The sequence below is a fragment of the Balneola sp. genome (genome assembly GCA_002694685.1).
In the GTDB taxonomy this organism is placed as follows: domain Bacteria; phylum Bacteroidota; class Rhodothermia; order Balneolales; family Balneolaceae; genus Gracilimonas.
This window is the reverse complement of the sequence record NZMW01000003.1, coordinates 15039-41464: the sequence shown is the minus strand read 5'-3', so window position 1 is coordinate 41464 and position 26426 is coordinate 15039. Positions and strand designations below refer to the sequence as shown.

The following is a 26426-nucleotide window of genomic DNA, read 5'->3' as shown; positions in this document are numbered from 1 at the left end:
ATCAAGATCCAAACCAATAACTCAATTTCACTAAGAAAATATTTGTGGGTTTAGCACTGAACAACCCGTCCAGGTCTCGGCCTAAATCAAAATTCCCCATTCCAACAAAATCATTCCGCTGTTGTTGCCATACGAGGAATAAGGTGGATCCGGGCATATACTCCCATCTGAATACAGCATTCCCCTGAACCGAACGAAAGTTGAAATCGGGATCAGAAAAGCTAAAAGGTTCTGAACTACCAGTGCCGTCTGGGTCGATGGTATAATTGCCGTTTTCTGCCTGAGTTATCGTTCCTTTGTCTCTTCCGTAAACATCAAAGTTATAAGTTCGTGGTTCGGCAAATTCCTTGAATTTTGAATACTCACCTGTTGATATAAATGGCCGAACGTATGTTTGAAGGCTCACTGTAGGAGTAAAAGTCCAGTTTAGTCTGACGCTAGCCACCAGAGTCCTTTGCTTAATATCTGCGAATACATATCGGGTTCCGTAGGTGTCTGTTGCATTGGCATCATCAACTCTTGTTACATACTGGTCAATATCTCTTTGGTAGATGAATTCGGGAGAAATAGATAGCTGTACAAAAGAAGTGGGAAGAAATGTCACTCCAACCCAAACATCATTATCAAACTCACCAGCAACATCTTGTCTCTGATAGGTGCCAAAATTAAAAGAGACATCTTTATTCTGGTTCGTGTTAATGTTCATATTGAAATTCCAGTTTTTAGCAACTTCCATAACCGGTCCACCGCGAGTTATTCGATCGGAATAGCTCTTTCCTGATGCATTAGCGTTATAATTGAAGGTCCAAAGATTGTCGAACCGAACAAACGCTCCAATTCCATACCAATTACTAATCACATCATTGTCGTAATTCCAAGACAGCCCTTTGAACAACCATTGTTCAAAATACTGAACCCGTTTAGGATCCGTTTCCCGGTAAACGCCACCACCGTTTATCGACCGATAATCTGATCTATTCTGAAAGCCAATGTCATTTGTTTCATATCCGGGAGACACATCCGAATAAGTCAGTGACCCTAGCCAATTATCTTCTCCTCCACGTTTTTGAATGCTAACTTCTGTAGCGAATCCGGAGAGATTTGTTGCGGTGGGATCAACAAAAAGTTCGTCAGAATCCACCCGATTGTAACGCCGAACCGGTGAGGTTTGCGCTAACTGAATAGCTTCTTGCGTCCCATTAATCGAACTGTATGAAAATGCACCACTCGCAATCCAGTTTCGATTATTGAAGTTATGTTCAAAGTCCACGCCCCCCAGGTAGGCCGAAGACCGCAGATAATCTTCAAAGTAAGTACCATCTATACTTCTATTAACCGCACTTGCAAATCCACCGAAATAAGTATTTCCCTCGTTGATATCTTTCTTCGTCCGAAACACCATGTAGTTAGTTGCCGGCTCTACAGCAAACGAACCTTCTGTTCCATTTTGCCGGGTAAAGTTAGCCTCCTCTTTCAGGGTATAAGCATCCAAAAAACCTAATGACCATCCATTTTGAGTTTTTCCACTTACTTTTGCAGCGGTGGCAATGGTCGTAAAATCAGGTCGGTCAACATATTCAGCATTAATACCTGCCCGTCCCGGACTTCCCTGAGGTGACCGACCAATTCGTCTTGAATAGAATGTTACTGGATTTCCAAACCGACTGAATGTTTTAGTGTTTCCAAACTGAAAAATATCGTTTCCTTCAAGAAAGAAAGGCCGGCGTTCGGCAAAGAAATTCTCGTTAGCTGATAGATTGATGACTGCAGGATCAGCTTCTACCTGACCAAAATCAGGGTTTATTGTAGCTGTGAGGGTTAAATCAGTGGTTAAGCCATATTTAATATCTCCCCCAATACTTCCCCCTAATTCGTTTCTGCTGATATAAGGACTTGAGGTGTTTGAAGATGGAACACGTGTTAAATCTGCTGATACATAAGGTGCTATTTCAAGCCGGCGGGGTTCTCTTAAATTTTCAATCCCATTCAATCTTCCAAATTTTGAGACTATACCTGTCTCATTCTGTGAGGTTGGTGCCCAGAAAGATACCTCTCCATTTCGGGCAACTCTTCTTTGAAAATTAACCCCCCACGACTGCACCATGTCTTTAGAACTAAAGCGCAATTGTGAAAGGGGAATTTTCATCTCTGCTGACCAGCCCTCGTCATTTATATTCGTCTTTGCCTCCCAAACGGCATCCCATAAAATATCTTCGTTAGTATCATCATAGTGCAGTACATCTTTTTGCACTCCCCTTGGATTGATCGCAAAAGTGAAAGCGGTTCGTTTATCGTTATAGCTATCAAAACTTACATAGACCCAATCACTAGCCTCACTCCCGTCGCGGCGAAACAGAGGAGCCTGAATAGAATCAGGAGCTGAATCATAAGCTCTGATGCCTACATAAATATATGAATCGGTATATAGCAGTTGAATTTCTGTTCTCTCTGAAGCAGTGCTTCCATCGTCTGGTGCACGTTGGGTAAATTGAGTTGCTTTGGGAGCAACAAGCCAGACATCTTCATTAAGAAACCCATCTAAATTCACCTTGTTTCCTTCGGTAATTCTTACCGCTTCCATTGCAGGGCTTTGTGCTGTCCCTCTTCGTACATCATCTGTTTTTACGTTGATGGTATCTCCACTTTTTTGATAGGAATTCTGTGCAAATACGTTAGCACATAGACATACCATTGCTATTGTAGCGTATAGACTTTTCATGGTTTATTATGAATTTAGAGAGGAGTCCTATCCCTGCAAACACATTGGTACAAATGGCTTACAGCTCCAGTTATGATTTTTTATATAGACGAGCACAACCTTAAAAGGTTGCTGAATTATTTTACTTTTTACGAATTGAAATATCTCCGTGTAGAGTTTTGAACAAATATTCCGGACCTCCGCCATTTACTTTTCCGGTGATCCATTTATTCACAGATACACGGTACTCTCCATCTTTATTTTCTTCCGTTTTTGAAGGAGTGCGGTTTATATCCATATCAAAGTTAGTGAGAACTTCACCCCACTCGGTTTTCATTTTTGCCGTGAACTTAGCATTTGCAGGCAGTGACACATCGATATCACCATTTACTCCGGTGAAAGACATTGGGGAATCAGGATCAACTTCATTGAAATCAATCTCTATATCTCCATTCACGCTATTCACTAAAACCGTACCTGAAATATCCAAGAGCTCTACATCGCCATTAACGGCACTGATTTCTAACTCTCCTTTTAGGCCGGTAACCATAACGTCCCCTTGAATGGTATTTAACTTCAGTGAAAAGTTTCTGGGGACATAGATGATCATCTCTAAATCACTGTTTGGCATAGGGCCGGTATTAACCCGTACTTCGTTATTATCTTCGGTTACATCTATACTGACTCCACCGCCTGAAATCCTTCGCATTCCGTTTCTCATGGCATCATGATCATCCTCGTCTTCTTGACCATCATAATTAACGATGACATTATCTTTGTCATGTACTCTCACCTGTACTTCGTCAGAGAAGTTAGCCGCCACAATCAATTTTCCAGGTTGCCCGGGGTTTGAAAGAGGAATTTCAAGATTATTTTGTGCCAGCGCCGGGATGGAAAGAAGGCTGATTATTACTGTAAAAACGAACTGTTTTATTAACGTATTCATGGTATTTATTCTTTATGATTTTCTTTGTTTGATGTAGGCACTTCCATTTAAAAGCTGAAAGTGCATTTCAGGACCGCCTTCGCCGATTTGAATTGGAGCTGTTTGCTCTATGCTGTACCGGTTCTTCCCATCCTTATTCTTTTTTACCCGGTTAGGCAGGTATTCAATATTCTCGAAGTCGGTATATAGTTCACCGTGCATACTCTTGAAGGTTACAACAGCAGCTAAATTTTTTGGTGCAAATACTTCAACTGTTCCGTTTACCGTGTTGAATTCAGAGTCATCTAAGGGAGTTTCACTAAACTCTACACGGATATTACCATTTACCGTGTTGGCTTTTACATGACCCGCTACATCATTCACAAAAACACTTCCGTTTACATTAAATGCTTCAACACCATTCTTCATGCCTTCAACAACAACTTCTCCGCCATTGATAGTGGAAATTTCCGCCATTAGATGGCGTGGTATTTTTGCCTGAAGGTTAAACTCGAAGTCCAAACGATCATCATTGCTATATTTTTTCCTGCTTCTTTTTCTTGAGTCATAATGTAACTCATCCCCCTGTATTCTCACTTCGACCCCAGGCTGACGGACAAATACAAAAATGCTATTCCTACCGTCCAGCCGATCCAGGTAAATTTCATCGGGATTAAAGTCATCTTTATATCTGGGTTTGGTTGTGATAATCTTTGTCCCTGTGATGATGATTTCATCTCCATCATAACCTTCAGCATTCAAATCTCCATTTATGTTCTTTAGGTGAAAGAAGGTTTCAGCGTTAAATTCAGAAGCTGGGATTCGCATTTCAATCTCTTCCTGAACCCTTTGAGATGAAATAGTCGTTTGTGCATATAAAGCTGTACTTGCTAAAACAATTATAAACGTTATCACAGTTTTCATACTCTTCCTCACGATAGTGCAGCTATGCTGTTTTCAAGTTTCTGTTTTACGGTGAAATCCAGCGTTCTCTCTTCGATAAGCTTTCTGAATTCCGGTGCCGAATTGCGAAGTTCTAATTCCAACATGGCATCCGCTAATTCTATGATTACAATTGGGGATTGCTGCTTAGCAATCGATTTAACTAATCCCTGGCGAACCCGTTCATTATTCCCCCATCGCTTCAAAGCTTCTATGGCTTGAACCCGTACGTTTACACTGGGATCATTATTCAATGTAAATAAAAGAGCATGAATAGCTTCAGAATCTACGGAGGTCAATTCACTGCTAATGGTCACCGCTTTAAGCCTGTCTGCCGCCGAAGCGCCTTCCAGCATATTTACCATCATCATTTCACGCATATCCTGCACTTCCTGGCTGAGCTGTTCAATTTCAGACTGTCCTCCATTTAGCTGTGTCCCTATAAAACCACCTATAAATAACAGCACTAACCCGTAAGCCAGGCGAGGCATAGTCAATTCTTCCAATACTTGGCGGATATGGTCTACTGCCGACTCAATCCATGAAGGTTTAATATTTTTCTTTTCCTCCTCCAGCATAGCATAGAAATTTGCACTCATTGCCTTGCCAGGCGCCGGGGTTGGTATTGAACCCAAATCCTCATGTAATTTTTCCAGCTCTCGAAATTCCATAAAGTCAATTTCACCACTGGCGATCATTTCCTCTACTTTTGTCTTGCCGGCGTCATCGAGAGACCCGGCTAGATAATCGGCAATCAACTGTTCATGTTTCTCATTCATTGCTGCACTCCTCATTTAGCATGTTTACTAAATCTTTTAACTCTTTCATGGCCCTAAACATTTTAACTTTTATCGCTCCTTCTGTAGAATCCAGGATGTCAGCGATTTCTTTGTATTTCAATCCTTCATATCGGCTTAAAATTACTATCTCTCTCTTGTCTTCGTCCAACCTTTCCAGTGCCATCTCAAGCAAGTCTTTCTTTTCCTGCTTATTGACAACAACTTTGGTTTCTTCATCGTCCAGCTCCAACCTTTCTTCATCAATCTCTACCGGAATTCCTTCTCGCTGTTGCTTTCGGTAATGATCGATATGAGCATTTCGGGCTATGCTGAACATCCAGGTGGTAAATTTACCATCACCTGTGTAGGTCTCCCGATATTTTAAGATCCTTTCGAAAACAGACTGAACCAGATCTTCACACAGCTCGGCTTCCTTGCACATCAGGTAGAAAAAACTGAACAGCGGGCGATTATATCGCTCAAACAGCAGACCTAATTTATCAAGGTCCCCATTCTTCACTTTCATCATTAATGCCTTATCCGAAGTTGAATCCACCGTGTAAAATTTCCCGAGCTTTCTGTTTCCAACTATGTACACTGATGATACCTAAAAAGGTTACAGAATTATTTTCGTTATTCGTTGATTCGTTATTCGAATTTACCATTAACGAGTAACGAATAACGAATCCAAAATTTCCCAATTTAAAGTTCAACATTTCCTCTCCGAGTTCTTATTTTCAGCTTCCTAATTTTGAAACGAATATCATCAATGAGCGATACCCATATTTTTAGTTTTTTAGCGAAGCAATTAAACTTCTCACCCAAGCAAATCAGCACCGTTGCTAATTTTTTAGATGAAGGTGCTACCGTTCCTTTTTTAGCGCGATATCGAAAAGAAGCCACAGACGGATTAGACGAAGAACAAATCCGTGCTGTAAGGGATGGACTGGAAACACAGCGAACGCTGGAAGCCAGAAAAGAAACCATTTTAAAAGCCATCAGGGAGCAAGACAAGCTGACATCTGAACTGGAAGAACAGATCAAAGCTTGTACCGACCTGACTACGCTGGAGGACATCTACCTTCCTTACAAACAGAAGCGCAAGACCCGCGGCGACAAAGCCAAAGAAAAAGGACTGGAGCCTCTGGCTGAGCTAATTTGGGATCAGGAAATTACAAACGGTGATCCGGTTGAGTACGCCAAGGAATACATCGATAAAGAAAAAGAAGTTGAAACCGTTGAAGATGCCTTTGACGGTGCGACTGATATTGTGGCGGAGTGGATTAACGAAAGTCTTGAAGTTCGGGAAATGCTGCGAAAGGTATTTGCCAGTCATGCGAATATCGTAACCAAGAAAAATCCAGCAGTAAAAGACCGTACGAATTATGAGGATTATTATGAATTCTCATATCGTGCAAGCAAGATGAAGCCTTATCAGGTTTTGGCCATCAATCGGGGTGAAAAAGAGAATATCCTGTTTGTGAATGTGGAGCTTTGGGAAGAACGCACGCTCGAGAATATTGATGATCTGGTGATTAGTAATGATCGAAGCATTTTCACAGAACGCTTGCAGGATGCCGTAGAAGATGCTTACAAACGGCTTCTGTTTCCTTCTCTTGAACGAGAGCTTCGGAGTGATTTAACCGACAAAGCCGATGAACATGCCATCGAGACCTTTGCAACCAACCTTGGGAATTTGTTGATGCAGCCTCCTTTGGACAATAAAGTTGTTATGGGAATTGATCCCGCGTTCCGAAGTGGTTGTAAAGTAGCCGTGGTCGATCAGCACGGAAAATACATGGAAGGCACTACTACCTATCCTACTCCACCTCAGAAAAAAGTAGCCGAAGCTGAAGCTGTTTTTGAAAAGCTGATTGATAAATATGGAGTCAGTCTGATTGCTATTGGAAACGGAACAGCCAGTCGCGAAACGGAGCAGATTGTGGCTGACTTCCTTCAGAAAAGAAAAGAAAAACATCCGGAAGAAGAGCTTCACTATATGATTGTGAATGAAGCCGGTGCCTCGGTGTATTCAGCTTCTTCTGTTGCAAGAGAAGAATTTCCCGAGCTAGATGCTGCACAAAGAGGAAATATTTCTATTGCCCGCCGAGTTCAGGATCCATTAGCAGAACTCGTGAAGATTGATCCAAAATCGATTGGTGTGGGGTTGTATCAGCATGATGTGAATCAAAATCAGCTGGCAGGTAAGCTGGATGATGTGGTGGAAAGTTGTGTGAATGAAGTGGGCGTGAATTTGAATACCGCCTCTGCTCCTTTGCTCTCTCATATCTCGGGTTTAAGTAAACGAGTAGCTACCAACATTGTGAAGCATCGTGAAGAGCAGGGTATTTTTATGGATCGTGATCAAATTAAAGGCATTGCCGGAGTGGGTGATTTTCGCTTTCAGCAGGCAGCCGGATTTATGCGCATTCCCGAATCCAAGAATCCTTTGGACAACACAGCCATTCACCCCGAGAGCTATGAAGCAGCTGAAAAGCTGTGCAATCTATTTAGCGTGAACCTGGAAAAGCTTTCGACTGAAAAAGATAAGATTGCATCCAAGTTCAAAAACATAAACCTGAAAGAAACGGCTGAACAAATTGGTGTGGGTGTTCCTACTCTGGAACTCATCATCGAAAACCTGCAGAAACCGGGACGTGACCCCCGTGAAAACCTCCAAAAACCATTACTCCGCACCGACGTGATGAAGATGGAAGATTTGAAAGTAGGACAGAAATTAGAAGGCACCGTGCGAAACGTAGTCGATTTTGGTGCATTTGTAGATATTGGAGTTAAGCAAGACGGTTTACTTCACATTTCAAACATGGCTGAGAACAGAAAGATCGAAGATCCGCATGATGTTGTTAGCGTGGGTGATATTATCAGCCTTGAGATTATTACTTTGGACTTGGAAAGAGGCCGAATTGGACTCAATCTCGTAAATGGTTAATCGTTAATAGGTTCTCCGCTATTACGAATACCCATTAACGAATTAACGAATAACGAAACAAAATGGACAAAGCTCAGCAGCTCGAAAAGCAATATCACTTTCAGGTATATAACCGCCTGCCCGTCACTCTTTCACATGGTAAAGGAGCCCTTGTTTGGGATACCGATGGCAATGAATATCTGGACGCTTTTGGAGGTCTTGCCGTAAACAATCTGGGTCATGCTCACCCAAAAGTTGTTGCTGCAATCAAAGAGCAAGCCGATAAGATGCTTCATGCATCCAATTTCTTTTATAATGAACCCCAAAGTTTACTGGCTGAGAAACTGGCTAAGTTATCGGGGTTAGACCGGGTTTTCTTTTGCAACAGTGGTGTTGAATCGATGGAAGCCTGCGTAAAATTGGCTCGTAAGTGGGGTAAAAAGCACGGAAAGACCGGAAATGTCATTACTCTCAGTGAAGGCTTTCACGGACGTTCTGTTACAACCATAGCAATGGGTATGCAAAGCTACCGCGAGGGATTTGACCCTATGCCTACCGGTTTCGAGCAGGTTCCTTTTAATGATTTTGAAACATTGAAGGCTGTTGCTAATAAAGACACCATCGCTATTGGATTTGAAACCATTCAGGGTTCCGGCGGAGTGAATGTAATTGATGCCGAGTTTCTACATAAAACCCGTCAGCTTTGTGATGAGCTCAATATCCTGATGATAATAGACGAAGTTCAATGTGGAATTGGTCGCTCCGGTAAGTTTTATGCCTACCAGCATTTTGATGTGAAGCCGGATATTGTAGCAACCGCCAAAGCTTTAGCCGGAGGAATTCCCATTGGAGCCATTATGGCTAAAGAAGATGTCGCCTCAGCGTTAGGGTTTGGAGATCATGGCACTACATTTGGAGGAAACCCTTTTTCCTGCCATGTCGCTAATGCGGCTTTGGATGCTATCGAAGAAGAAGGACTTGTAGAGCAAGCTGCCGAGAAAGGAGCTTTCATGATGAACTTGCTCAAAGAGAAAGTTGGCAACCACCCATCTGTAAAAGACATTCGCGGACTTGGTTTGATGTTAGGCGTAGAGCTCGACCGCCCGGCCAGACCTGTAATCGATAAAATGTTTGAGCATAACATCCTCGGGAATGCCGCACATGGAACTGTAGTGCGATTTTTACCGCCACTCGTCATTACCAATGAACAAATTAAGCGCATAGTTGATGAGTTGGCCTGGGCGCTGGAAGAGACTCAAGGATAGAACTCGGATAAGGCGGTTTTATCTAATGACCACAGATTTTTAATCAGGGTAATCCTAAAATCCTAAGAATCATGGTTAAAGTTTTGAAGTATAGTTTACTTCTTCACCTGCTGGGCCGTCAGATAAAAACCAATATTATATTTCACGTATTGATCCATCTTCATAAAGGGAGCTAAACTCGTTGACCGGTACCAGGTATTTGGTCTGCGCATTTTCCGATCTGCCCTAAAACTAATATCCTGAATCTCCTGGTTATCTAAAGAAACAGCTTCTACCCATTCTACAGATAGCAGAACTGATTTATCGGTAACCAAGTCAAATTTTCTTAAGTCCACAGTAGCCGTTCCGGGTTCTTTTGGAGGATTAAAAAGCACATTTTCAGGAATAAGATTCCGGCCGGGTTTATCATTCTCCATTTCGTATAAATTCACTCTGAATAACAAAGAATCATTTCCTGTATGATTGAAAATAAAGTGCGCTGAATAGATAATAGTCTCCCGGTCAATATCGATCAGTCCACCTATCTCTGTACCGAGCAGTGTGCTTCCAAATCCAATACTATGTCCTCTTTTCTTGAGGTTAAAACCCATGTCTTTTATTCTTCCCAGGGCTTTTTCCTCAACCGTTATTTCATCAAGTTCATATCGAACAGGCTGAAGCATTACTGCACTATTTGCCAGCAACTCCTTTACTGTTCTTTTAGCAGGTTCAAAACCAATTGCTGAAAAGCTTACTTCGTCCGATTCCCCATTATATCCTAAAGTAAAAGCCCCATTCTGAGTGCTAACCGTACCTTTCAAAAGCTCTACGATCCCAATATTAACAAACGGTATAGGCTGACCTGTCTCGGCATCAATAACTTGCCCTGTGATGGTATTCTGAGAGTAGGCGATATTTGTAATTAATAAAAAAGTAAACAGGATAGAAGTGCATTTCATAGCTGAGTGGATTAGTGTGGTAAACTAATTTTTCCAAAGTGAATTTTTTCTTCTGTAACACCAGGAATTGGAAATCCTTCTCCGGCAATCAATTCATTTGCAAAAAAGCCCATCATAGCCGCTTCTTTGGCATCAGAAGGAATTCCAAGCTCATCAAAGTTCATAAATGAAATGTTTTGATTTCGCTTTTTCAAATCTTTCATCAGGGTTTTATTGTGAAGGCCACCTCCGCTTACAAAACAATCTGCTCGTTCATTTTCACCCAGAATCTCATCAAAAGCACGGGTAATACTTTGTGAAGTAATGGCTGTCAGTGAGGCTACTAAATTTTCCTTTGAGAGCTCAATCCCGTGGCCTTCCATCAGGTTCTCGATGAACTCAAGCTGGAAATCTTCTTGTCCGGTAGTTTTGGGGAATGACTTTCTGAAATAAGGTTCCAACAACACATAACGAACCAATTCAGTATTGACGGTTCCCGATTCTGCCACTTCCCCTCCATCATCATAGGGCTTATTGTAATACTTCTGCATCGCTTCGTTAATGAGCGTGTTGGCCGGTCCGATATCTCCTGTCAGCGTAGACTTTCCGCTTTTCTTTGAAGGCAACCAGGTAAAATTAGCAATCCCACCCAGGTTCAGCAGCATTCTGTTTTTAGCTTCTTCCCGAAATAAAACCTCATCAAAAATGCCTGCAAGTGGAGCTCCTTGTCCGCCTGCGGCCGTATGCTTTTGGCGGAAGTCCGAGACTGTGATGATTCCCGTTTTCTGAGCTATATGATCTCCATCTGCGATTTGAAGCGTCGCATTCATACCTCCTTTTTCTTGCTCAGGAGCATGATAGACCGTTTGGCCGTGGCTCGCAATCATATCAATTTCTTCGGTCTTAATACCCCATTTCCCCAAAGCTTCAAGCACATAATTACTGTAAACCAAAGCAAGCTCCGTATTCAGCAGAGTAAGCTCTCTGGTGTTGATCTGATTTTTGGATTGAACACCAAGAATTCTATTTCTCAACTTGTCCGTGTACGCCACTGTAGTAAATTCAGATACTTCGATGGATATTTCACTTCCCGAACCGGAGGCTTTGCAAAGGCAGATATCGAGCCCGTCAAGAGAAGTACCAGACATCAACCCCAAAATGAGTCGTTCTGATTTCCGGGAAATTTCCCACAGTTTTGCCAAATAATTATTCATAGATTTAGGGCTGAATTTCTAAGCTAAGAACCTACACAAAATGAGCGAACCTACCGAAGACGAATTACAAGCTTTTATTGAAGATGTAGAATTTCTAATACAAACGCTGAAAGAGAGTTTTGAATCAGATGATGCTCAATTTTTTATTGATGAGCAAAACGAGATTCTTTACGTGAAACTGGAAGGGCTCAACGATTATAGTGAATCTGAAATTGAAGAAATTGCTGCTCCCGTTCTATCAGAACTCGACCTTGACTTCGAACAAATCATTATTCTTCCTTTGTAATCAGAATCGCTAAAAAAGCGCTTTTATCTGATTTTTTTGATAACTTTGGGGTCGCAAAATTGCACGAATCCCATTAATCTTTTATTCATGAAAGCAACCAATTCCGGATATACCATGAGCTGCATTATGTGTGGCCATGAAAATGACGAAAGAGAGACTAGTACTTACTGCACAGAATGTGGCGGCGTGTTGGATATTGAATACAATGAAACAGCTCAAAATATTCAGTATCCCCTGAAAGAGATTCTCCCGGATCCCTTAAAAAATAATTTCACCTCTCTAAAAAAACTAAATAGGCTTTCAGAAAGATATGAGGCGGAACTCTATGCAAAGCTCGAATTTGAACATCCAACCGGTTGTTTCAAAGATCGTGGAAGCTATGTTGAAGTTCAGAAAGCACTGGAGTTAGAAGCGGATGCAATTTGTTTGGCTTCTACCGGAAATATGGCTGCATCTGTGGCCGCTTATGCCTGTTATTTTAAAATACCCTGTTTTGTGTTTGTTCCGGAAAAGACCCCGGAAGTAAAGTTAGCTCAAGCAACTATTTACGATGCCAACATCATCAAAATAAAAGGGGATTTCATGGCTTGTGAGAAGCTTTGCCGTGAATTTGCCAAGTCCGGTAATTATTACTTAGCAGGAGATTATGTATTTCGTCAGGAAGGTCAGAAATCATTTTCCTATGAGCTGCAAGAACAAGGTGATACCGATTTCGATTACATCTTTGTTCCTATCGGTGCCGGAACCAATTTCGCAGCTATCTATAAGGGCTACAAGGAAATGAAGGCCTCAGGTATGATTGATAAAATACCCCGTTTTGTGGCCGTTCAGCCAGAGCAAAGTTCTCCTGTAGTGGAAGGTATTTTCAAAAAAGACAAAATTGTGAAAGAGCAGGTTAACACGATGGCAGATGCCGTTGCCGTTGGAGACCCCCTTGATTTCTACAAAGTTTTGCGAGGTATTGAAGAAACGGATGGACTTGCTTTTACAGCAACTGAAAATGAGTTGCTCGAATCCATGAAAGAGATGACGGTTGAGGAAGGCTACTTCACTGAACCGGCTTGTGCTATCCCACTGGCTACATTCAAAAATAATCTGGATAAGTTTAAAGGCAAAAAATGTCTTTTTGTACTCACAGGAACTGGATTAAAGAGCTCACACATTGTAGCTAAGTATTCGCTCTCCTCCCCTGTACTTCCGGCAAACCTGGAGCGCATTCAACAGTATATCGAATCGGGATATATTGATATGCAGAAAAACAGCTGGGGACAATCCCGTGATGCAGGTTTTGAAAATGTAAGCATGGATGAAGGTCATACTAAGCTATATGATGAGTACGTGCATAACATAAACCGCAAAGGGAAAACACTTAAAGAGGAAGAAATCAAAGTACTGCGTTCTTTGGTATATAATGAAGACGCTGACCTTAAACACCCTGTTGAAGTTGTTGATTATAAACTTACAATGCGAAAGCATGGCTTGGTAAGTGCTGCCGTGAAACTTAAAATTGAAGACCGGGATGAGGTCATTTCTTTGGATCAGGGCGTAGGTCCTATTGATGCTATCCTGACAGCTATCAAAGCTGAGACCGATGGATTCCTTCCTCTTGAAGTGATTAATCACGAAGTAGAGATTCTAAGTCCTGATACTGATTCCCTTGTAATTGTAACTCTGACCCTCGAAAAAGAAGGACATCGATTTACTTCCAAAGGAGCATCTCCTGATACACTTGAGGCTGTTATTCAGGCTTTTGTGAAGGGATTGGCTGTTGCCAATAAAGCTTTGGCCGTTTAGTATTACTATTCTGATACTTTCTCACAGGTAGATGCCTCAGCAGTTTGGTACACTTTTTCAGGAGTTCCCTCCCGGAAGATGGCAATCTTGTCAATACTAAAGTGCTGAGATCGGCCGCTCAGGTGCAGCGTATGTGTTCCTGCTTCAAGGTCATAAGTAGCATCCGAAAAAACGTGGTCAATATCCTGCCGCGAATTCCAGTCCCACTCGCTTAATGTGTGGTTGAAGTTCTTCTCCCACGATCCATCATTCATTTTCAAAAAAATATCATTGCACTCCGTAAAGTCTTCACAATCGTGGTAATTTCTGATTTTAACGGTGTATTTTCCCGGTTCACTAATCTTAAATGAATAACTCAATAATCCTTGATTTTGTGCCTCGACATTAGTGGGCAGCATCCACGTCAGATAGCCTTCTCCGGAGAATCCCGCTACTTCATCCTGTAATTCCCATCCTTCTGAAAGAGTTGTGGACTCGGCCTCCACGATCACTATTCCTTCTTTTTCTACCAGCACCCCATCATCGCAATTGGAACCGGATTGAAATAGTGAAGTTGTGCTGGCAAGCAGGAACAAAACGAGAAAATAGTTTTTCATATTGAAGGGATTTTTCAGTTCATTAACGGGCAATATATACTAAAGTATTCTCCCTTTCCTCTATGAAGATTAGAAAAATAAGTCTGATTACTACATTAGCTTTCGTGTTAATAGGCTACAATGTTGGGCAATCCTCAATTACTAAGATTGAGCAGTGGCATACCTATACCCTTTCATTTGAAGGCCCAGCTACATCAGAATACAGTACTGAAAACCCATTCCTTCAGTATTTACTGCTTGTTGAATTTGAGCACAAAGAAACGACCGAAGTAATTCGCGGATTTTATGCTGCCGACGGTAACGCTGCGGAAACCAGTGCGGATTCAGGTTCAGTTTGGCAAGTTAGATTCAATCCTGAACATACTGGGGAATGGTCGTATAAAGCCACACTTTTTAAAGGTGACAGTATTGCCATATCACAAGAGATTGAATCAGCAGAGGAAATCAAACTTCAAAATAGCACCGGTACATTTGAAGTAATCCCATCACAGAAAACTTCATCTGATTTCAGAGCTTCGGGAAAGATTATTGCTGATAGTGGCTACTTTAAATTTGAAGCTTCCGGGGATTATTTTTTAAAAGTTGGAGCTGATAGTCCGGAGAACTTTTTAGCTTTTGAGGACTTCGACAATACCTACCGTATGGAAATTTTAAACAAGGACGGTGAAGCCCAAACAACGGGAGAAATCCATCGGTATGAGCCGCATATACAGGATTGGAATCTCGGCGACCCGACTTGGCAAGATGGAAAAGGAAAAGGAATTATTGGCGCAATCAATTACCTGTCTTCTAAAGGCATGAATGCGGTTTACTTTCTCACACTAAACATAAAGGGGGATGGAAAAGATGTATGGATGTACAGAAGCCCTGATGATTTTACCCGGTTTGATGTGAGTAAATTAAGCCAATGGGAAATTCTATTTCAGCACATGCAATCGAAAGGAATTATGATGCATGTGGTTCTGCAGGAAACCGAAAACGAAACCATGTTAGATGGCGGTGACATGGGGCCTGACAGAAAACTATACTTTCATGAACTGATTGCCCGGTTTGGACATCATAACGCTTTGGTCTGGAATTTAGGGGAAGAAAATGGACCTGCTCCCTGGGTACCAACCGGAGCCCAAACGGATGCTCAACGGAAAGCAGCAGCTAGGTTTATCAAAAATAATGATCCTTATAATCATCCCGTTGTTATTCACACGTTGCCTGACGAAGATCTACGGGCACCTGTATTAGATGACTTACTCGGATTCCCCTATTTGGATGGCATTTCGTTACAACATCACGAGCGAGAAAGTGCTGCAGAGGTTGTATTGAGTCTTAAAGAAAAATCGAAGAAAGCCGGACATGAATGGCTAGTAACGATGGATGAAATCGGGATGTGGCATACAGGTGCTAAAGCAGACTCTGCCGACCCAAATCACCCCACCCTTACGCATTTAGTGCTGTGGGGAACTTTATTATCAGGGTCAGCAGGTGTAGAATGGTATTTTGGCGCCAACAGCCCACAGAACGATCTCACAACCGAAGATTGGAGACAACGGGATCAACTTTGGGAGATTACCAATCATGCAAAAGTATTTTTTGATGAGTATCTCCCGTATTGGGAAATGGAAGCGAATCATGGATTAATAAGCAAAGCAAAAAGCTTTTGCCTGACCAAACCTGATGAGATTTATGCTGCATATATTCCTGAATATTCGAATTCAACCATTGACCTGAGTGCAGCATACGACAATTTCAATGTTTATTGGTATGACCCGCTAAACGGGGGCGCACTTAAAACCGGTTCTATAAAACAGATTGTAGGAGGAAGTGAGCAGGATCTTGGTCTTCCACCTTCTAATACTGGAAAGGATTGGGTTGTACTGATTCTTAAAAACTGATGTTATCTTTCTCTATTTGCCAGATATATTTTGTAGTGAAGATGGCTACAGCTTATAAAATTACGGCTGGATGCCTATATTCAGCCACTTTTACTGAATTATATATGCATCTTCATTCTATGCTATGAATCGGCTCCTATCTTTTTTAAAAATAACTATGATCATCTTTATTAGTATTGCACTCATTCTCGCTGTTGCCACTTTTTTCTTTATGAAACAGCCTCAATTTGGTCAAGCTCCATCTGGAAAGAATCTTGAAAATATTGCTCAATCAGAAAACTATGCAGGAAGTCAGTTTAAAAATCTCAACTTTACCCCAGACTTAACCGAAGGTTATACTACACTGGGGATTATATATAATCAGTTTTTCAATAATCACCCCCGGACCGAGCCAAAAAATTCTATACCATCACAGAAAACTGATATTTTGAGTCTTTCTGATGATGAAAATGTGCTTATCTGGTTTGGTCATTCATCCTATTTTATACAGCTGGACGGCAAGAAAATATTGGTAGACCCTGTTTTTAGCGGGAATGCTTCTCCTATTCCCGGAACGCTTAAGGCTTTTCCGGGAACCGATATCTACTCAGCGGAAGATCTCCCCGAAATCGATTATTTGTTTATCAGCCACGACCATTATGATCACTTAGACTACAAAACCATCACAAGCCTTAAGGACAAAGTAAAGACGGTAATTTGCGGGCTTGGAGTAGGTTCTCATTTTAAGCGTTGGGGATATTCTGAAGATCAAATCACCGAGCAGGACTGGTACAATGAACTTAGACCGGATTCAGGTTTTGTAATCAGAACCTTGCCGGCCCGGCACTTCTCAGGGCGTGGATTTACCCGAAAAAATACTCTTTGGGCTTCCTATTTATTTGAGTCACCATCACAAAAAATATACTTCGGCGGCGATAGTGGCTACGATCCATTCTTTGCTGAGATTGGTGAGAAATATGGCCCTATCGACTTGGCCATCCTTGACAACGGCCAATATAATGTCGCCTGGCGAGAGCTCCATTTATTTCCGGAAGAAGTGATTCAAGCCACCAAAGACTTAAAAGCCAAACGCCTCTTCCCTGTTCACTCTTCTAAATTCGTCCTCGCCATGCATCCCTGGGATGAGCCTTTAAACGAAGTGAGTAATTTCAATAAGGAGAATCCTATTCCTCTGGTTACTCCGGTTATCGGCGAGAAAGTAAACCTTAATGATTCTACTCAAACTTTCACAAAGTGGTGGGAAGATCTTGAGTAAATATATGCCCTGACTCTTCCTTCAAAAAATAAAGCTCACAATTATCAGAACTTTAAATAAAATGAATTTAGCTCAGAAACTTGGATTTTCAGAGAAAGCCAAACTGCTAATTATACATGCTGACGATGCCGGACTATCTCATTCTGAGAACATGGCTACTATTCAATCACTCAATAATGGAATAGTAAATTCTTACAGCATAATGGTTCCTTGTCCCTGGTTTTATGAAATGGCGAATTTTGCCAAAGAAAACTCACAACTGGATCATGGAATTCACTTAACGCTTACCTGCGAGTGGGAATCTTATAAATTCGGACCGGTTTTGCCTATTTCTGAGGTACCGAGTTTAGTAGATGAGAACGGATACTTCTTTAAAAGCAGAGAAGATTTAAGAAATCATGCTACTGCATCGGATATTGAAAAAGAGCTCAACGCCCAAATAAAAAGAGCCTTAAAATTCGGTTTAAAACCAACCCACGTTGACTCTCATATGTACAGCGTGGGAGCACGTCCTGATTTTTTTGATGTATACCGGCAATTGGGGAATAAGTACAAACTCCCAGTTTTGATGAGCAAAGACCTATTGAAAATGGTTGGCCTTAATTATGAAGAAACCATTCAAAAAGAAGACTTCTTGGTAGATAAAGCATATTGTGCGACTTTTGAAGATTTTCAATTCGGGGGGCTAAACAATTACTACTCTGATGTTATCGAAAATTTATCGGCTGGCTTGAATATCATTCTCATTCACCCTGCTTTCGATGATGATGAAATGAAGGGAATCACAGTTAATCACCCTAATTTTGGATCTGAGTGGCGACAAATCGACTTCGACTTTTTTACGGATGAAAAGATCAAATCAGCACTACAAAAAAATAGCATTGAACTGGTTAGCTGGGGTGACATCAAAAAGTTTATACTTTAAGTTACTAGGAACTATAGCATTCTTTTCCAAGAACTAAATTCATGAGCTACGTCTGCGAAAAATATTATTGTATCTCTTGAAGAAAACTACAAATGTTAAAAAAAAGCCTCCTAGTATGACTAGAAGGCTTTTTATAATCTTTGAATTTTTAAATAAGGCTTATCTAAGTGCCTCTTCCAGCTCTAGCGAAGCATTACTCCCTTCATCTCTGTACTTCACGATAATTGGGCAAGCCATGCTGAGCCCGTTTTCTTTCGCCCAATCGTTGTTAACAGGACGAGTTCCTGGAATCACAACTGCATTTTCTGGGATATCAGCTCCGCGTTCAAGCACCGTTTTATTCACAGTATCGTAAACAGGTACTGCTTTTGAAAGGGTAACACCAGGAGCAATCACTGCACCTTTTTTAACAAGAATTCCTTCAACGATCACAGATCCTGCTCCGATAAAGCAATCATCTTCAATAATTACTGGGTTCATTCCAACGGGCTCTAAAACCCCGCCAATTTGAACACCTGCAGAGAGGTGGACGTTTTTACCAATCTGTGCACAAGAACCTACCAGCGCGTGACTATCAACCATAGAGCCTTCATCTACATATGCACCTACGTTGATGTATGCAGGTGGCATGATGATCACTCCTGAAGAAACGTAAGCTCCTCTTCGTACAGAAGAACCACCGGGCACTAATCGAACGCCATCTTCAGGACCAAAAAATCGCGGAGGCAAATTGTGCTTGTCTACAAATCCTTCATAAATACCTTCATAAGAAGTATTCTCTCCGTCTTTAAAAGAAGCCAAAATTGCTTCTTTAACCTCAATATTCGCCTCCCAGCCATTTTCAGTTTTATTGGCTGCTCGTACGGTTCCTTCTTCTAATTGATCTAAAATATCTTCGTAACTCATTTTATATATGTATTAATTAATTCAATTCTTAATTAGTGCTGCTCTTCTAGCCAGCTCGTGATTTCTTTATCGTAATTAGCAAGGTTTTGCTCTACCTCATCTGAAATATCACCTAGTGACAATGGTAACCTAACCGTATCATTATCGATCCAGTTCTTGGTACTGAGTAATACTTTCACAGGAACGGGATTTGGGGCTTTAAACAAGGCATCCGTTGCGTTTTTCCAGAGAGGAAATAGATTATCTGTCTTCCCTTCAAGACAAAGGTCTACATATTTGTGTGTTGCTTTTGGCCATACGTTTGAGGCTACCGAAACCAAGCCAACACCGCCTTCTTTGGTGAAAGCCGGCGTCATACCATCATCTCCGCTGTAGAACTTGACATTAGGAGCTTCCTGGCGAAAAGCCTTAAACTCTTCTACGCTTCCGCTGGCTTCCTTCACTCCCATCAAATGGTCAAACTCTTCATTCAATCGTGCCGGAACGCTTGGGTGCATTTTTACACCTGTTCGGGAAGGAACATTGTAGAGCATGCATGGAATTTCTGTTTCCGCCATCAATTCGCAAAACCACTCAAACTGTCCTTCGGCTCCAGGTTTTGCATATAGAGGAGTTACCAGTAGTAAGGCATCCGGTTCAATTTCATTGCAGAAATGAATGAAATCGACCTGTGCAGGGAGGTTAAATCCTCCGATTCCGACCATCATTGGAACAACCAAATCCAGGTCTTTCGTAAACTCTACGATCTCCCGTTTTTCTTCTTCATTTAGATTTAACCCTTCTCCGGTGCTTCCTAAAATCAGCACTCCATTACCGGCGTCTTCCTGTTTCTTGAGAATGGTTTCAAAGCTTTTGAAATCTACACTCCCATCGGTATTCATAGGGGTGACAATCGCCGTCCAAAGTGGAAAATTTTCCATTATTCCTGTTCCTCCATAATTTGATCAAATAACTGCCCAAAGGTACGAATTCCCGCTTCCATCTTCGAATTATTGACCAGCTGCTTTGCTGCCCAAATTGCTCCTTCAGCAAATAAAGCTCTATCTAATGCTTTGTGTCTCAGGGTGATTTCTTCGGTGCCGGTTTTCAAGGTTAGCTCATGAATTCCTTTTACATCCCCTTCGCGGGCTGATGTGACCTCTGCTTCTTTATCAAGCCATTCTTTCCAGGAAAGTGCTGTTCCGCTTGGAGCATCTTTTTTATGAATGTGATGCACTTCGTGAATATGAAATTCCGGGTCTTTCAAAATAGCTGAACCGGCTGAAATAGCTTCGATGCTTTTGCGGATCACATTCATCCCCAAACTAAAATTAGAAGCGAGAACCCACCTGGTATTTTTTGCTTTTACTTTTTCTTCTAAGTCTTCCGGCCACTTATGTCCCGTACTTCCCCATGCCGCTGGAATTCCGGATTCAATAACGGTGCCAATAATATCCGAAACCGCGTCACCGGGAACGAATATAATGGCAGCGTCAGATTCTTTTAGCTTTTCAACGGTGAGCTTATTATCCCCGTCAAAAACTTCGGAAAGTTCATCTCCCAAAAGCTCAACGACTTTTCCGCCTGTTTTTCCTGCTCCAATAACTGCAATTTTCATAAATACCTGATGGTTTTTATTCAGTAATAAATTTTTTGTGCAACATACGAACGACATCTTCCGACTGCTCATGGTCAACCAGAAAGCAAAGATTATTTGGACTAGCTCCGTGGCAGATCAAACGCACATTGTATGTTTCAAGAGCGGTAAATAACGGTCCGCCAATACCGGAAGTTTTCTGGAGATTATTCCCAATTAAAGCAATCAGGGCCAATCCATCTTCTACAATAACTTCAGCAAAACGCTCGAGCTCTTCAATGATATCATCCGTCAGTTCCACCTTGTTAGCTGCATTTACTGCGGTATCTAATGTTAGTGCTACACTTACCTCACTGGTACTTACCAGATCTACCGAAATTTTATGTTCGGCCAACGTTTTGAATAAATGAGCCAGAAATCCATGCTGATGAAGCATCTCAAGGCTGTTCACCGTAAGGAGCGTTTGATCTTTACGGAGAGAAATTGCTCGGATGGGCGGTTTATTGTCCGCTTCTTTTACTACATACGTTCCCGGTAAATCCGGATGCGTACTTGAGGCTACGCGGACATTCACTCCTCCCCTTATGGCCGGTTTAAGTGTTGCCGGATGCAGAACTTTTCCACCAAAAACGGAAAGCTCAGCAGCTTCATCAAAACTAATTTCCTGAATAGGAAAAGCTTCTGGCACAATTCGGGGGTCGGTTGTATAAACTCCGGCAACATCTGTCCAGATTTCCAGAGTCTCTGCGCCTATCGCTTCCGCAAAAAGTGAGGCTGAAAAATCACTACCACCCCTTCCCAGCGTTGTTGTATTGCCAAATACATCAGAACCAATAAATCCTTGAGTTAGATAGGTTTTTCCTTTCTGGATATTCTTATCAGCTTTCTTTTTGATAGAAGCCAGAATCGGATCTGCATTCCCAAACGTGGAATCCGTTTTCATTACCGAACGAGCATCCAGCCATTCTACATCTACGCCTACTTCTTTCAGTACTTCAACAAATATTTTAGTCGACATCAACTCACCAAAGGCGAAAAGCTGGTCTTTCCAGCGCTTATCACGACCTACAAAATCCAGATGTTCTCGTAATGCAGAAAACTCTTTATAGAAAATGTCCCTGAGTTTATCCTGCTCTTTGCACTGCTCGATAATATCAATATGCCTTTTTTCAATATTCCCCAACAGTTCTTCCCGCTGTGTCGAATCGATGTTATTGGCTGACAAAGCGACCAAGTCGTTCGTTGTGCCTGATGTGGCACTGATTACTATCAGCTGACGGTCAGAGTCGGCTGCCACAATATTGGCACTGCGCTGCATGGCCTCGAATGTGCCAACGCTGGTGCCTCCGAATTTGGATACAATCATTGATTTAATGTGTTTATGTATTGAGTGAGAGAACACTAAAAATAAAGACTATCACACCCAATCCCTTATAGAAAAGCTCTATTTAACTCTTTTTTTCTATTCTAGATCTTGAAAACAGTTTCTGACTCATTCCCAAGAATTTTGTATTCTCAATCGAAATAAATCAGGAATAAATCTCTCTTCATGGATTCAGCACTTATCACCAATGATGCCGTCACCTTTGGAATTCTGATGGCGATACTAGCCGGAATTTTCGCTACTTCTCACAGTGATAATCCCAAATGGAAGAAGTTCTATAAATTTGTTCCCTCCCTTCTGTTGTGCTATTTCATTCCTTCTCTGCTAACAACATTTGGAATTGTTTCAGAGGAAGGATCAAACCTCTATTACATGGCTTCCCGATATTTATTGCCAGCTAGTTTGGTCTTACTCACGTTGAGTATCGACCTGAAGGGTATTTACAATCTTGGGCCCAAAGCTATCATTATGTTCTTGGCCGGAACCGGAAGTATTATGATTGGGGGGCCTATCGCATTATTAATTGTGGGAACAATAAGTCCTGAAATTGTGGGAGGAACCGGACCTGAAGAAGTTTGGAGAGGGTTAGCAACTGTAGCCGGAAGTTGGATTGGTGGTGGTGCTAATCAAACCGCAATGCTGGAAGTTTTTGAACCTAGCACCGATTTATTTGGCGCTATGGTGACTGTAGATATCATCGTAGCTAACATTTGGTTGGCTTTTCTACTGTATGGAGCTGGTATCTCTGACCGAGTTGATGAATGGTTTAAAGCTGATTCTTCGGCAATCGATCAATTGAAAAATAAAATCGCTGACTATCAGGCAAATATTGCTCGTGTTCCGTCATTGGTTGATTTCACAAAAATTGCGGCCGTAGCATTTTCAGTGGTCGCCTTAGGACACCTTGTTGGTGACTCAGTGGGGCCTTGGGTAAAAGCGAATGCTCCTCAGTTATCCCGTATGAGTTTAGACTCCTCCTTTTTCTGGATTGTAGTAGTTGCAACTACTGGTGGGCTTATCCTTTCTTTTACCAAAGTTAGAAACCTTGAAGGAGCCGGTGCTTCTAAAGTGGGAAGTTTGTTTCTCTACATCCTTGTAATGACAATCGGCATGAAAATGAATATCGCCTCAATGCTGGACGCTCCCGGTTTTTTCGTCATTGGTGCCGTTTGGATTCTCATTCATGTCCTTGTTCTTCTCACGGTTGGGAAATTGATTAAAGCTCCCTTTTTCTTTGTAGCTGTAGGAAGCCAGGCTAACGTGGGAGGTGCAGCATCGGCACCGATTGTAGCTTCTGCATTCCACCCTGCACTTGCACCGGTTGGTGTATTACTCGCGGTATTAGGTTATGCCTTAGGTACTTATGGTGCGTGGGCTTGTGCTCTTATGATGCAAGCTGTGGCGGGAATGTGATTATGAGCTAAAGTATTCAGAGCCAGCTTCTAACTCAAAGCCTTACACTTCGACCTCTCCAAACCTCTCCTTCTCAAGGAGAGGCTTTTATATCTCGCCATTAGAAAACTACCCTCTCATCTACTCAAAATTTAGCTAAAGAGTCCTTCTCCTTGCTAAGGAAGCCAGTGCTGAACTCGATTCAGTAAAGACAGAAGAGGTCGTAAGGTTTTTACTATGGTTAACTTTCTTAACAGGGTCATCAAATTTCACCCTTATCACCTATAAACTCAGGATATCCTCTATTCTTCTTTGTATCTTTAATGAGTAATTTCAATCTATTAAATCAATCCGTTTCTTGAAGAGAGCATTTAAGTTTTTACTCACCTTTTTGGCAGCAGCAGCTTTTGTCTTTGCCATGGTTATTGGCCTTAATTATTCTGGTTTCGAAACCCTTTTTGAAAATGAAGAAGGGATGGCTGAAGGAAGTCAATACATCGAAAATACCTACTCACTGGCTGGTTTGGCCGAATTTATCGGCGAACATCCTGAGTGGGTTTCCATCACTTCCTACAATGTTAACAATCCTGATTCTGGCATCTCATATAGAGAGGATGTTCCGAGGGCTTTAGGTGCCACCGGTAATATCTTTTTGGTGATGGAATATGAGCGGCAGGTTGCCAACGGTATCTTGGATCCAACAGAATTGATCAGCTTAGAAGAAATCAAAAAGTTTGCTCTTCCAGAGATCAGTGAAAATAATCACAATAAACTGATTGAAGAATTTGAGGATGGAAATACTCCACTTGATGATGTGGTCCTAGCCATGCTTCAAAACAGCGACTTGGTTTCAGCAGATTATTTATGGTTCCGTTTGGGGGAAGAAAACATTCGTACTTTGATCGACTCCCTTGGTATGCCTCAAACATCTCTGCCTCTTCCTTTCAGCGGAATGTATACAGCTATAAATCCGGAGTTAAATGATACCACAGGAATAAATGAAATGAGCTTTGCTGAATTTGCCGAGAAATCGATTTCTGAAGCACGAAGATTGAACAATGATCCCTCATATAATCAAAAAGTCAAAGACCAGTTTGATGATGATCGCCTATCCTTAACTTTTATGCAGGAGCGAGATGCTCTTGAACACTTCCCACAGGCAACGACCGCCCAACTTGCTGATTTGATGGTACGATTGCTTCGGGATGAAGTCATTAGTCCACAGATATCAGAACAAATCAAAGAAAAGCTTCGCTGGCCCATGGGCTCTGAACCTATTTCACGTAGTTTTGAAGACTATGGTGCTATCTATGATAACCGCATGGGACTTCTGGGTGGGATTGACTTTGGCACTTCTATCTATGACGGTCATACTTCCGTTCAGGCTGTCTTTTTTGATCAGCTTCCAGTTGGCTTCTGGGTACATATGTCGGCCAATCACATGCAGGAAGACTTCCAGCAACGTTTAATCTGGGACCCTGCTTTGTATCAAACCACCCAAAAAGAAATTGCAGATAACAATGAATAAATACCGCTATCTATATTTTTACTGGGTCGTTCCTGCATACCTTCTGTTTCTGGTATTTCAGCAAGGTATGGTTCATAAAGGGGCTATTGATACCTACGAAAATGGAACCACCTACCTTGCCGAAGTCACTGATTTCGACGTCAAACAAATTGCGGCACAAAGCAACGGTTATATCGATATCAAATTTGAAGTAGATGGCGAAACCATAGAGCGAAGGCTCTCCCTCTCTATACAAATGGCTCAGGAGCTAATGGAAAGTGCAAACATCCCAATTCGTTACCAGAAAGGAGCGATGCAGGAAATTGTACTCTATCCTACCTTCAACATCCAAAAGAGTACTTCTTTATTTAACATGAGTGTAGCATTTATAGGGCTTGTGGTGACGGTAATATCCGGATTCTTTGTGAATCGATATGTCAGGCGAAAAGTAGCTAATGCTGATGACGAAAAATTTGAAATTGAACGAGTCGATTAATGAATAACGGTACTTTATATCTCATTCCAACTACTTTAGGAAAAACACCGGAAAACAATACACTTCCGGAATACACGCTTGATATTTTACGAAAACTGGATGTGCTGATGGTTGAAAACCTTAAAAGCGCCACCACTTTTCTGCAATGGGTCGGAGATACCGTGCCGGTTTATGAAATTGATTTCTATCACCTCAATAAAAACACTCCCGATCAGGAAATTCACTCTTTTCTAAAACCGTTATTAGATGGGAGAAACGCTGGAGTGTTATCGGAAGCTGGAGCTCCAGGAATAGCTGACCCCGGAGCAAGATTGGTTAAACTCGCACATCAGTATAAGATTGATGTCGTTCCTTTAATCGGGCCTTCCTCAATTTTATTGGCGATGATGGCATCCGGCTTTAATGGACAAGCTTTTGCCTTCCATGGATACCTTCCTATTGATCAGAATAAGCGAAAGTCTATGGTTAAACAGCTTGAGGGAGAATCCAGACGACATGACCGTACACAAATTTTTATGGAAGCTCCTTATCGAAATAATGAATTGCTGAAGGATATTATTGACACCTGTTCTCCAGCAACACGGCTTTGCACCGCTACCGATATTACCTTGCCGAGTGAGGAAATCATTTCAAAACATATCTCTGAATGGGAATCGAAAAAGCTGCCCGATTTAAATAAGCGCCCTACCATTTTTGTTTTATACGCTAAGGAATAAAAAAGCCCCATCACTTTGTGACGGGGCTATCTCCT

23 protein-coding genes are annotated in these 26426 nt (G+C 41.7%); 11 read left to right on the top strand and 12 right to left on the bottom strand.

From position 1 onward, the window contains the following. Position 1 precedes the first annotated feature (1 nt). The 5 genes from CL667_05250 to CL667_05230 form a co-directional block, all read right to left on the bottom strand. Positions 2–2719, bottom strand: coding sequence for a hypothetical protein (locus CL667_05250; protein MAL17101.1), 2718 nt, complete (start codon positions 2717–2719; stop codon positions 2–4). Between the two features lie 121 nt (positions 2720–2840). Beyond that, positions 2841–3644: a hypothetical protein gene (locus CL667_05245; GenBank protein MAL17100.1), complete on the bottom strand. Its 804-nt coding sequence runs from the start codon at positions 3642–3644 to the stop codon at positions 2841–2843. A 12-nt stretch (positions 3645–3656) separates the two neighbouring features. Then, complete coding sequence (locus CL667_05240) at positions 3657–4547, bottom strand: hypothetical protein (protein MAL17099.1); 891 nt, start codon at positions 4545–4547, stop codon at positions 3657–3659. 8 nt (positions 4548–4555) lie between these two features. Then, positions 4556–5344, bottom strand: a complete 789-nt coding sequence (locus CL667_05235) for a hypothetical protein (GenBank protein MAL17098.1) — start codon at positions 5342–5344, stop codon at positions 4556–4558. After that, positions 5337–5900: an RNA polymerase subunit sigma-24 gene (locus tag CL667_05230; protein MAL17097.1), complete on the bottom strand. Its 564-nt coding sequence runs from the start codon at positions 5898–5900 to the stop codon at positions 5337–5339. The genes CL667_05235 and CL667_05230 overlap by 8 nt, the downstream gene beginning before the upstream one ends. 213 nt (positions 5901–6113) lie before the next feature. Between CL667_05230 and CL667_05225 the strand changes: the two genes are divergently transcribed. Together CL667_05225 and CL667_05220 are read left to right on the top strand one after the other, a co-directional pair. Next, entirely contained in the window at positions 6114–8294 is a 2181-nt protein-coding gene (locus CL667_05225; GenBank protein MAL17096.1) for an RNA-binding transcriptional accessory protein, read from the top strand. Positions 8295–8356: 62 nt separating this feature from the next. Beyond that, a complete protein-coding gene (locus CL667_05220) occupies positions 8357–9538 on the top strand; it encodes an aspartate aminotransferase family protein (GenBank protein MAL17095.1) in 1182 nt (393 codons plus the stop codon). A 95-nt stretch (positions 9539–9633) separates the two neighbouring features. On the opposite strand, the gene CL667_05215 is transcribed toward CL667_05220, so the two are convergent. Beyond that, positions 9634–10476, bottom strand: a complete 843-nt coding sequence (locus CL667_05215) for a hypothetical protein (protein MAL17094.1) — start codon at positions 10474–10476, stop codon at positions 9634–9636. Positions 10477–10487: 11 nt separating this feature from the next. Further along, complete coding sequence (locus CL667_05210) at positions 10488–11669, bottom strand: anhydro-N-acetylmuramic acid kinase (GenBank protein ID MAL17093.1); 1182 nt, start codon at positions 11667–11669, stop codon at positions 10488–10490. Positions 11670–11709: 40 nt separating this feature from the next. Between CL667_05210 and CL667_05205 the strand changes: the two genes are divergently transcribed. Both CL667_05205 and thrC read left to right on the top strand, forming a co-directional pair. After that, positions 11710–11955 carry a hypothetical protein gene (locus CL667_05205; protein ID MAL17092.1) on the top strand — a complete coding sequence of 82 codons (246 nt, stop codon included), beginning with the start codon at positions 11710–11712 and terminating at the stop codon, positions 11953–11955. A gap of 87 nt (positions 11956–12042) precedes the next feature. Further along, entirely contained in the window at positions 12043–13749 is a 1707-nt protein-coding gene (gene thrC, locus CL667_05200; GenBank protein ID MAL17091.1) for a threonine synthase, read from the top strand. Between the two features lie 5 nt (positions 13750–13754). Here thrC and CL667_05195 read toward each other — a convergent pair whose 3' ends face one another. Further along, entirely contained in the window at positions 13755–14345 is a 591-nt protein-coding gene (locus tag CL667_05195) for a hypothetical protein (protein MAL17090.1), read from the bottom strand. Positions 14346–14413: 68 nt separating this feature from the next. Between CL667_05195 and CL667_05190 the strand changes: the two genes are divergently transcribed. The 3 genes from CL667_05190 (at position 14414) to CL667_05180 (ending at position 18414) form a co-directional block, all read left to right on the top strand. After that, a complete protein-coding gene (locus CL667_05190; GenBank protein MAL17089.1) occupies positions 14414–16234 on the top strand; it encodes a DUF5060 domain-containing protein in 1821 nt (606 codons plus the stop codon). Between the two features lie 124 nt (positions 16235–16358). After that, positions 16359–17489, top strand: a complete 1131-nt coding sequence (locus tag CL667_05185; protein MAL17088.1) for an MBL fold metallo-hydrolase — start codon at positions 16359–16361, stop codon at positions 17487–17489. 61 nt (positions 17490–17550) lie between these two features. Then, positions 17551–18414, top strand: coding sequence for a hypothetical protein (locus CL667_05180; GenBank protein ID MAL17087.1), 864 nt, complete (start codon positions 17551–17553; stop codon positions 18412–18414). Positions 18415–18573: 159 nt separating this feature from the next. Here the strand turns inward: CL667_05180 and CL667_05175 are convergent, their stop codons facing one another. From CL667_05175 to CL667_05160, 4 genes are read right to left on the bottom strand one after another with little or no spacing between them, the layout of a single operon-like run. Further along, positions 18574–19320: a 2,3,4,5-tetrahydropyridine-2,6-dicarboxylate N-succinyltransferase gene (locus CL667_05175; GenBank protein ID MAL17086.1), complete on the bottom strand. Its 747-nt coding sequence runs from the start codon at positions 19318–19320 to the stop codon at positions 18574–18576. Positions 19321–19352: 32 nt separating this feature from the next. Continuing rightward, positions 19353–20240 carry a 4-hydroxy-tetrahydrodipicolinate synthase gene (locus CL667_05170; protein ID MAL17085.1) on the bottom strand — a complete coding sequence of 296 codons (888 nt, stop codon included), beginning with the start codon at positions 20238–20240 and terminating at the stop codon, positions 19353–19355. Beyond that, a complete protein-coding gene (locus CL667_05165) occupies positions 20240–20917 on the bottom strand; it encodes a hypothetical protein (GenBank protein ID MAL17084.1) in 678 nt (225 codons plus the stop codon). Before CL667_05165 ends, CL667_05170 begins: the two co-directional genes overlap by 1 nt. Positions 20918–20933: 16 nt before the next feature. After that, positions 20934–22262: a lysine-sensitive aspartokinase 3 gene (locus CL667_05160; protein MAL17083.1), complete on the bottom strand. Its 1329-nt coding sequence runs from the start codon at positions 22260–22262 to the stop codon at positions 20934–20936. Positions 22263–22445: 183 nt separating this feature from the next. Here CL667_05160 and CL667_05155 point away from each other — a divergent pair, with 183 nt between their 5' ends. From CL667_05155 to CL667_05140, 4 genes are all read left to right on the top strand, one after another. Then, the gene (locus tag CL667_05155) at positions 22446–23693 is read left to right on the top strand and encodes a hypothetical protein (protein MAL17082.1); all 1248 of its coding nucleotides are present in this window, start codon (positions 22446–22448) and stop codon (positions 23691–23693) included. A gap of 337 nt (positions 23694–24030) precedes the next feature. Beyond that, positions 24031–25200, top strand: coding sequence for a hypothetical protein (locus tag CL667_05150; protein MAL17081.1), 1170 nt, complete (start codon positions 24031–24033; stop codon positions 25198–25200). Then, the gene (locus CL667_05145; protein ID MAL17080.1) at positions 25193–25675 is read left to right on the top strand and encodes a hypothetical protein; all 483 of its coding nucleotides are present in this window, start codon (positions 25193–25195) and stop codon (positions 25673–25675) included. The genes CL667_05150 and CL667_05145 overlap by 8 nt, the downstream gene beginning before the upstream one ends. Then, positions 25675–26391 carry an SAM-dependent methyltransferase gene (locus tag CL667_05140; protein MAL17079.1) on the top strand — a complete coding sequence of 239 codons (717 nt, stop codon included), beginning with the start codon at positions 25675–25677 and terminating at the stop codon, positions 26389–26391. The genes CL667_05145 and CL667_05140 overlap by 1 nt, the downstream gene beginning before the upstream one ends. The last annotated feature ends 35 nt before the right edge of the window (positions 26392–26426 follow it).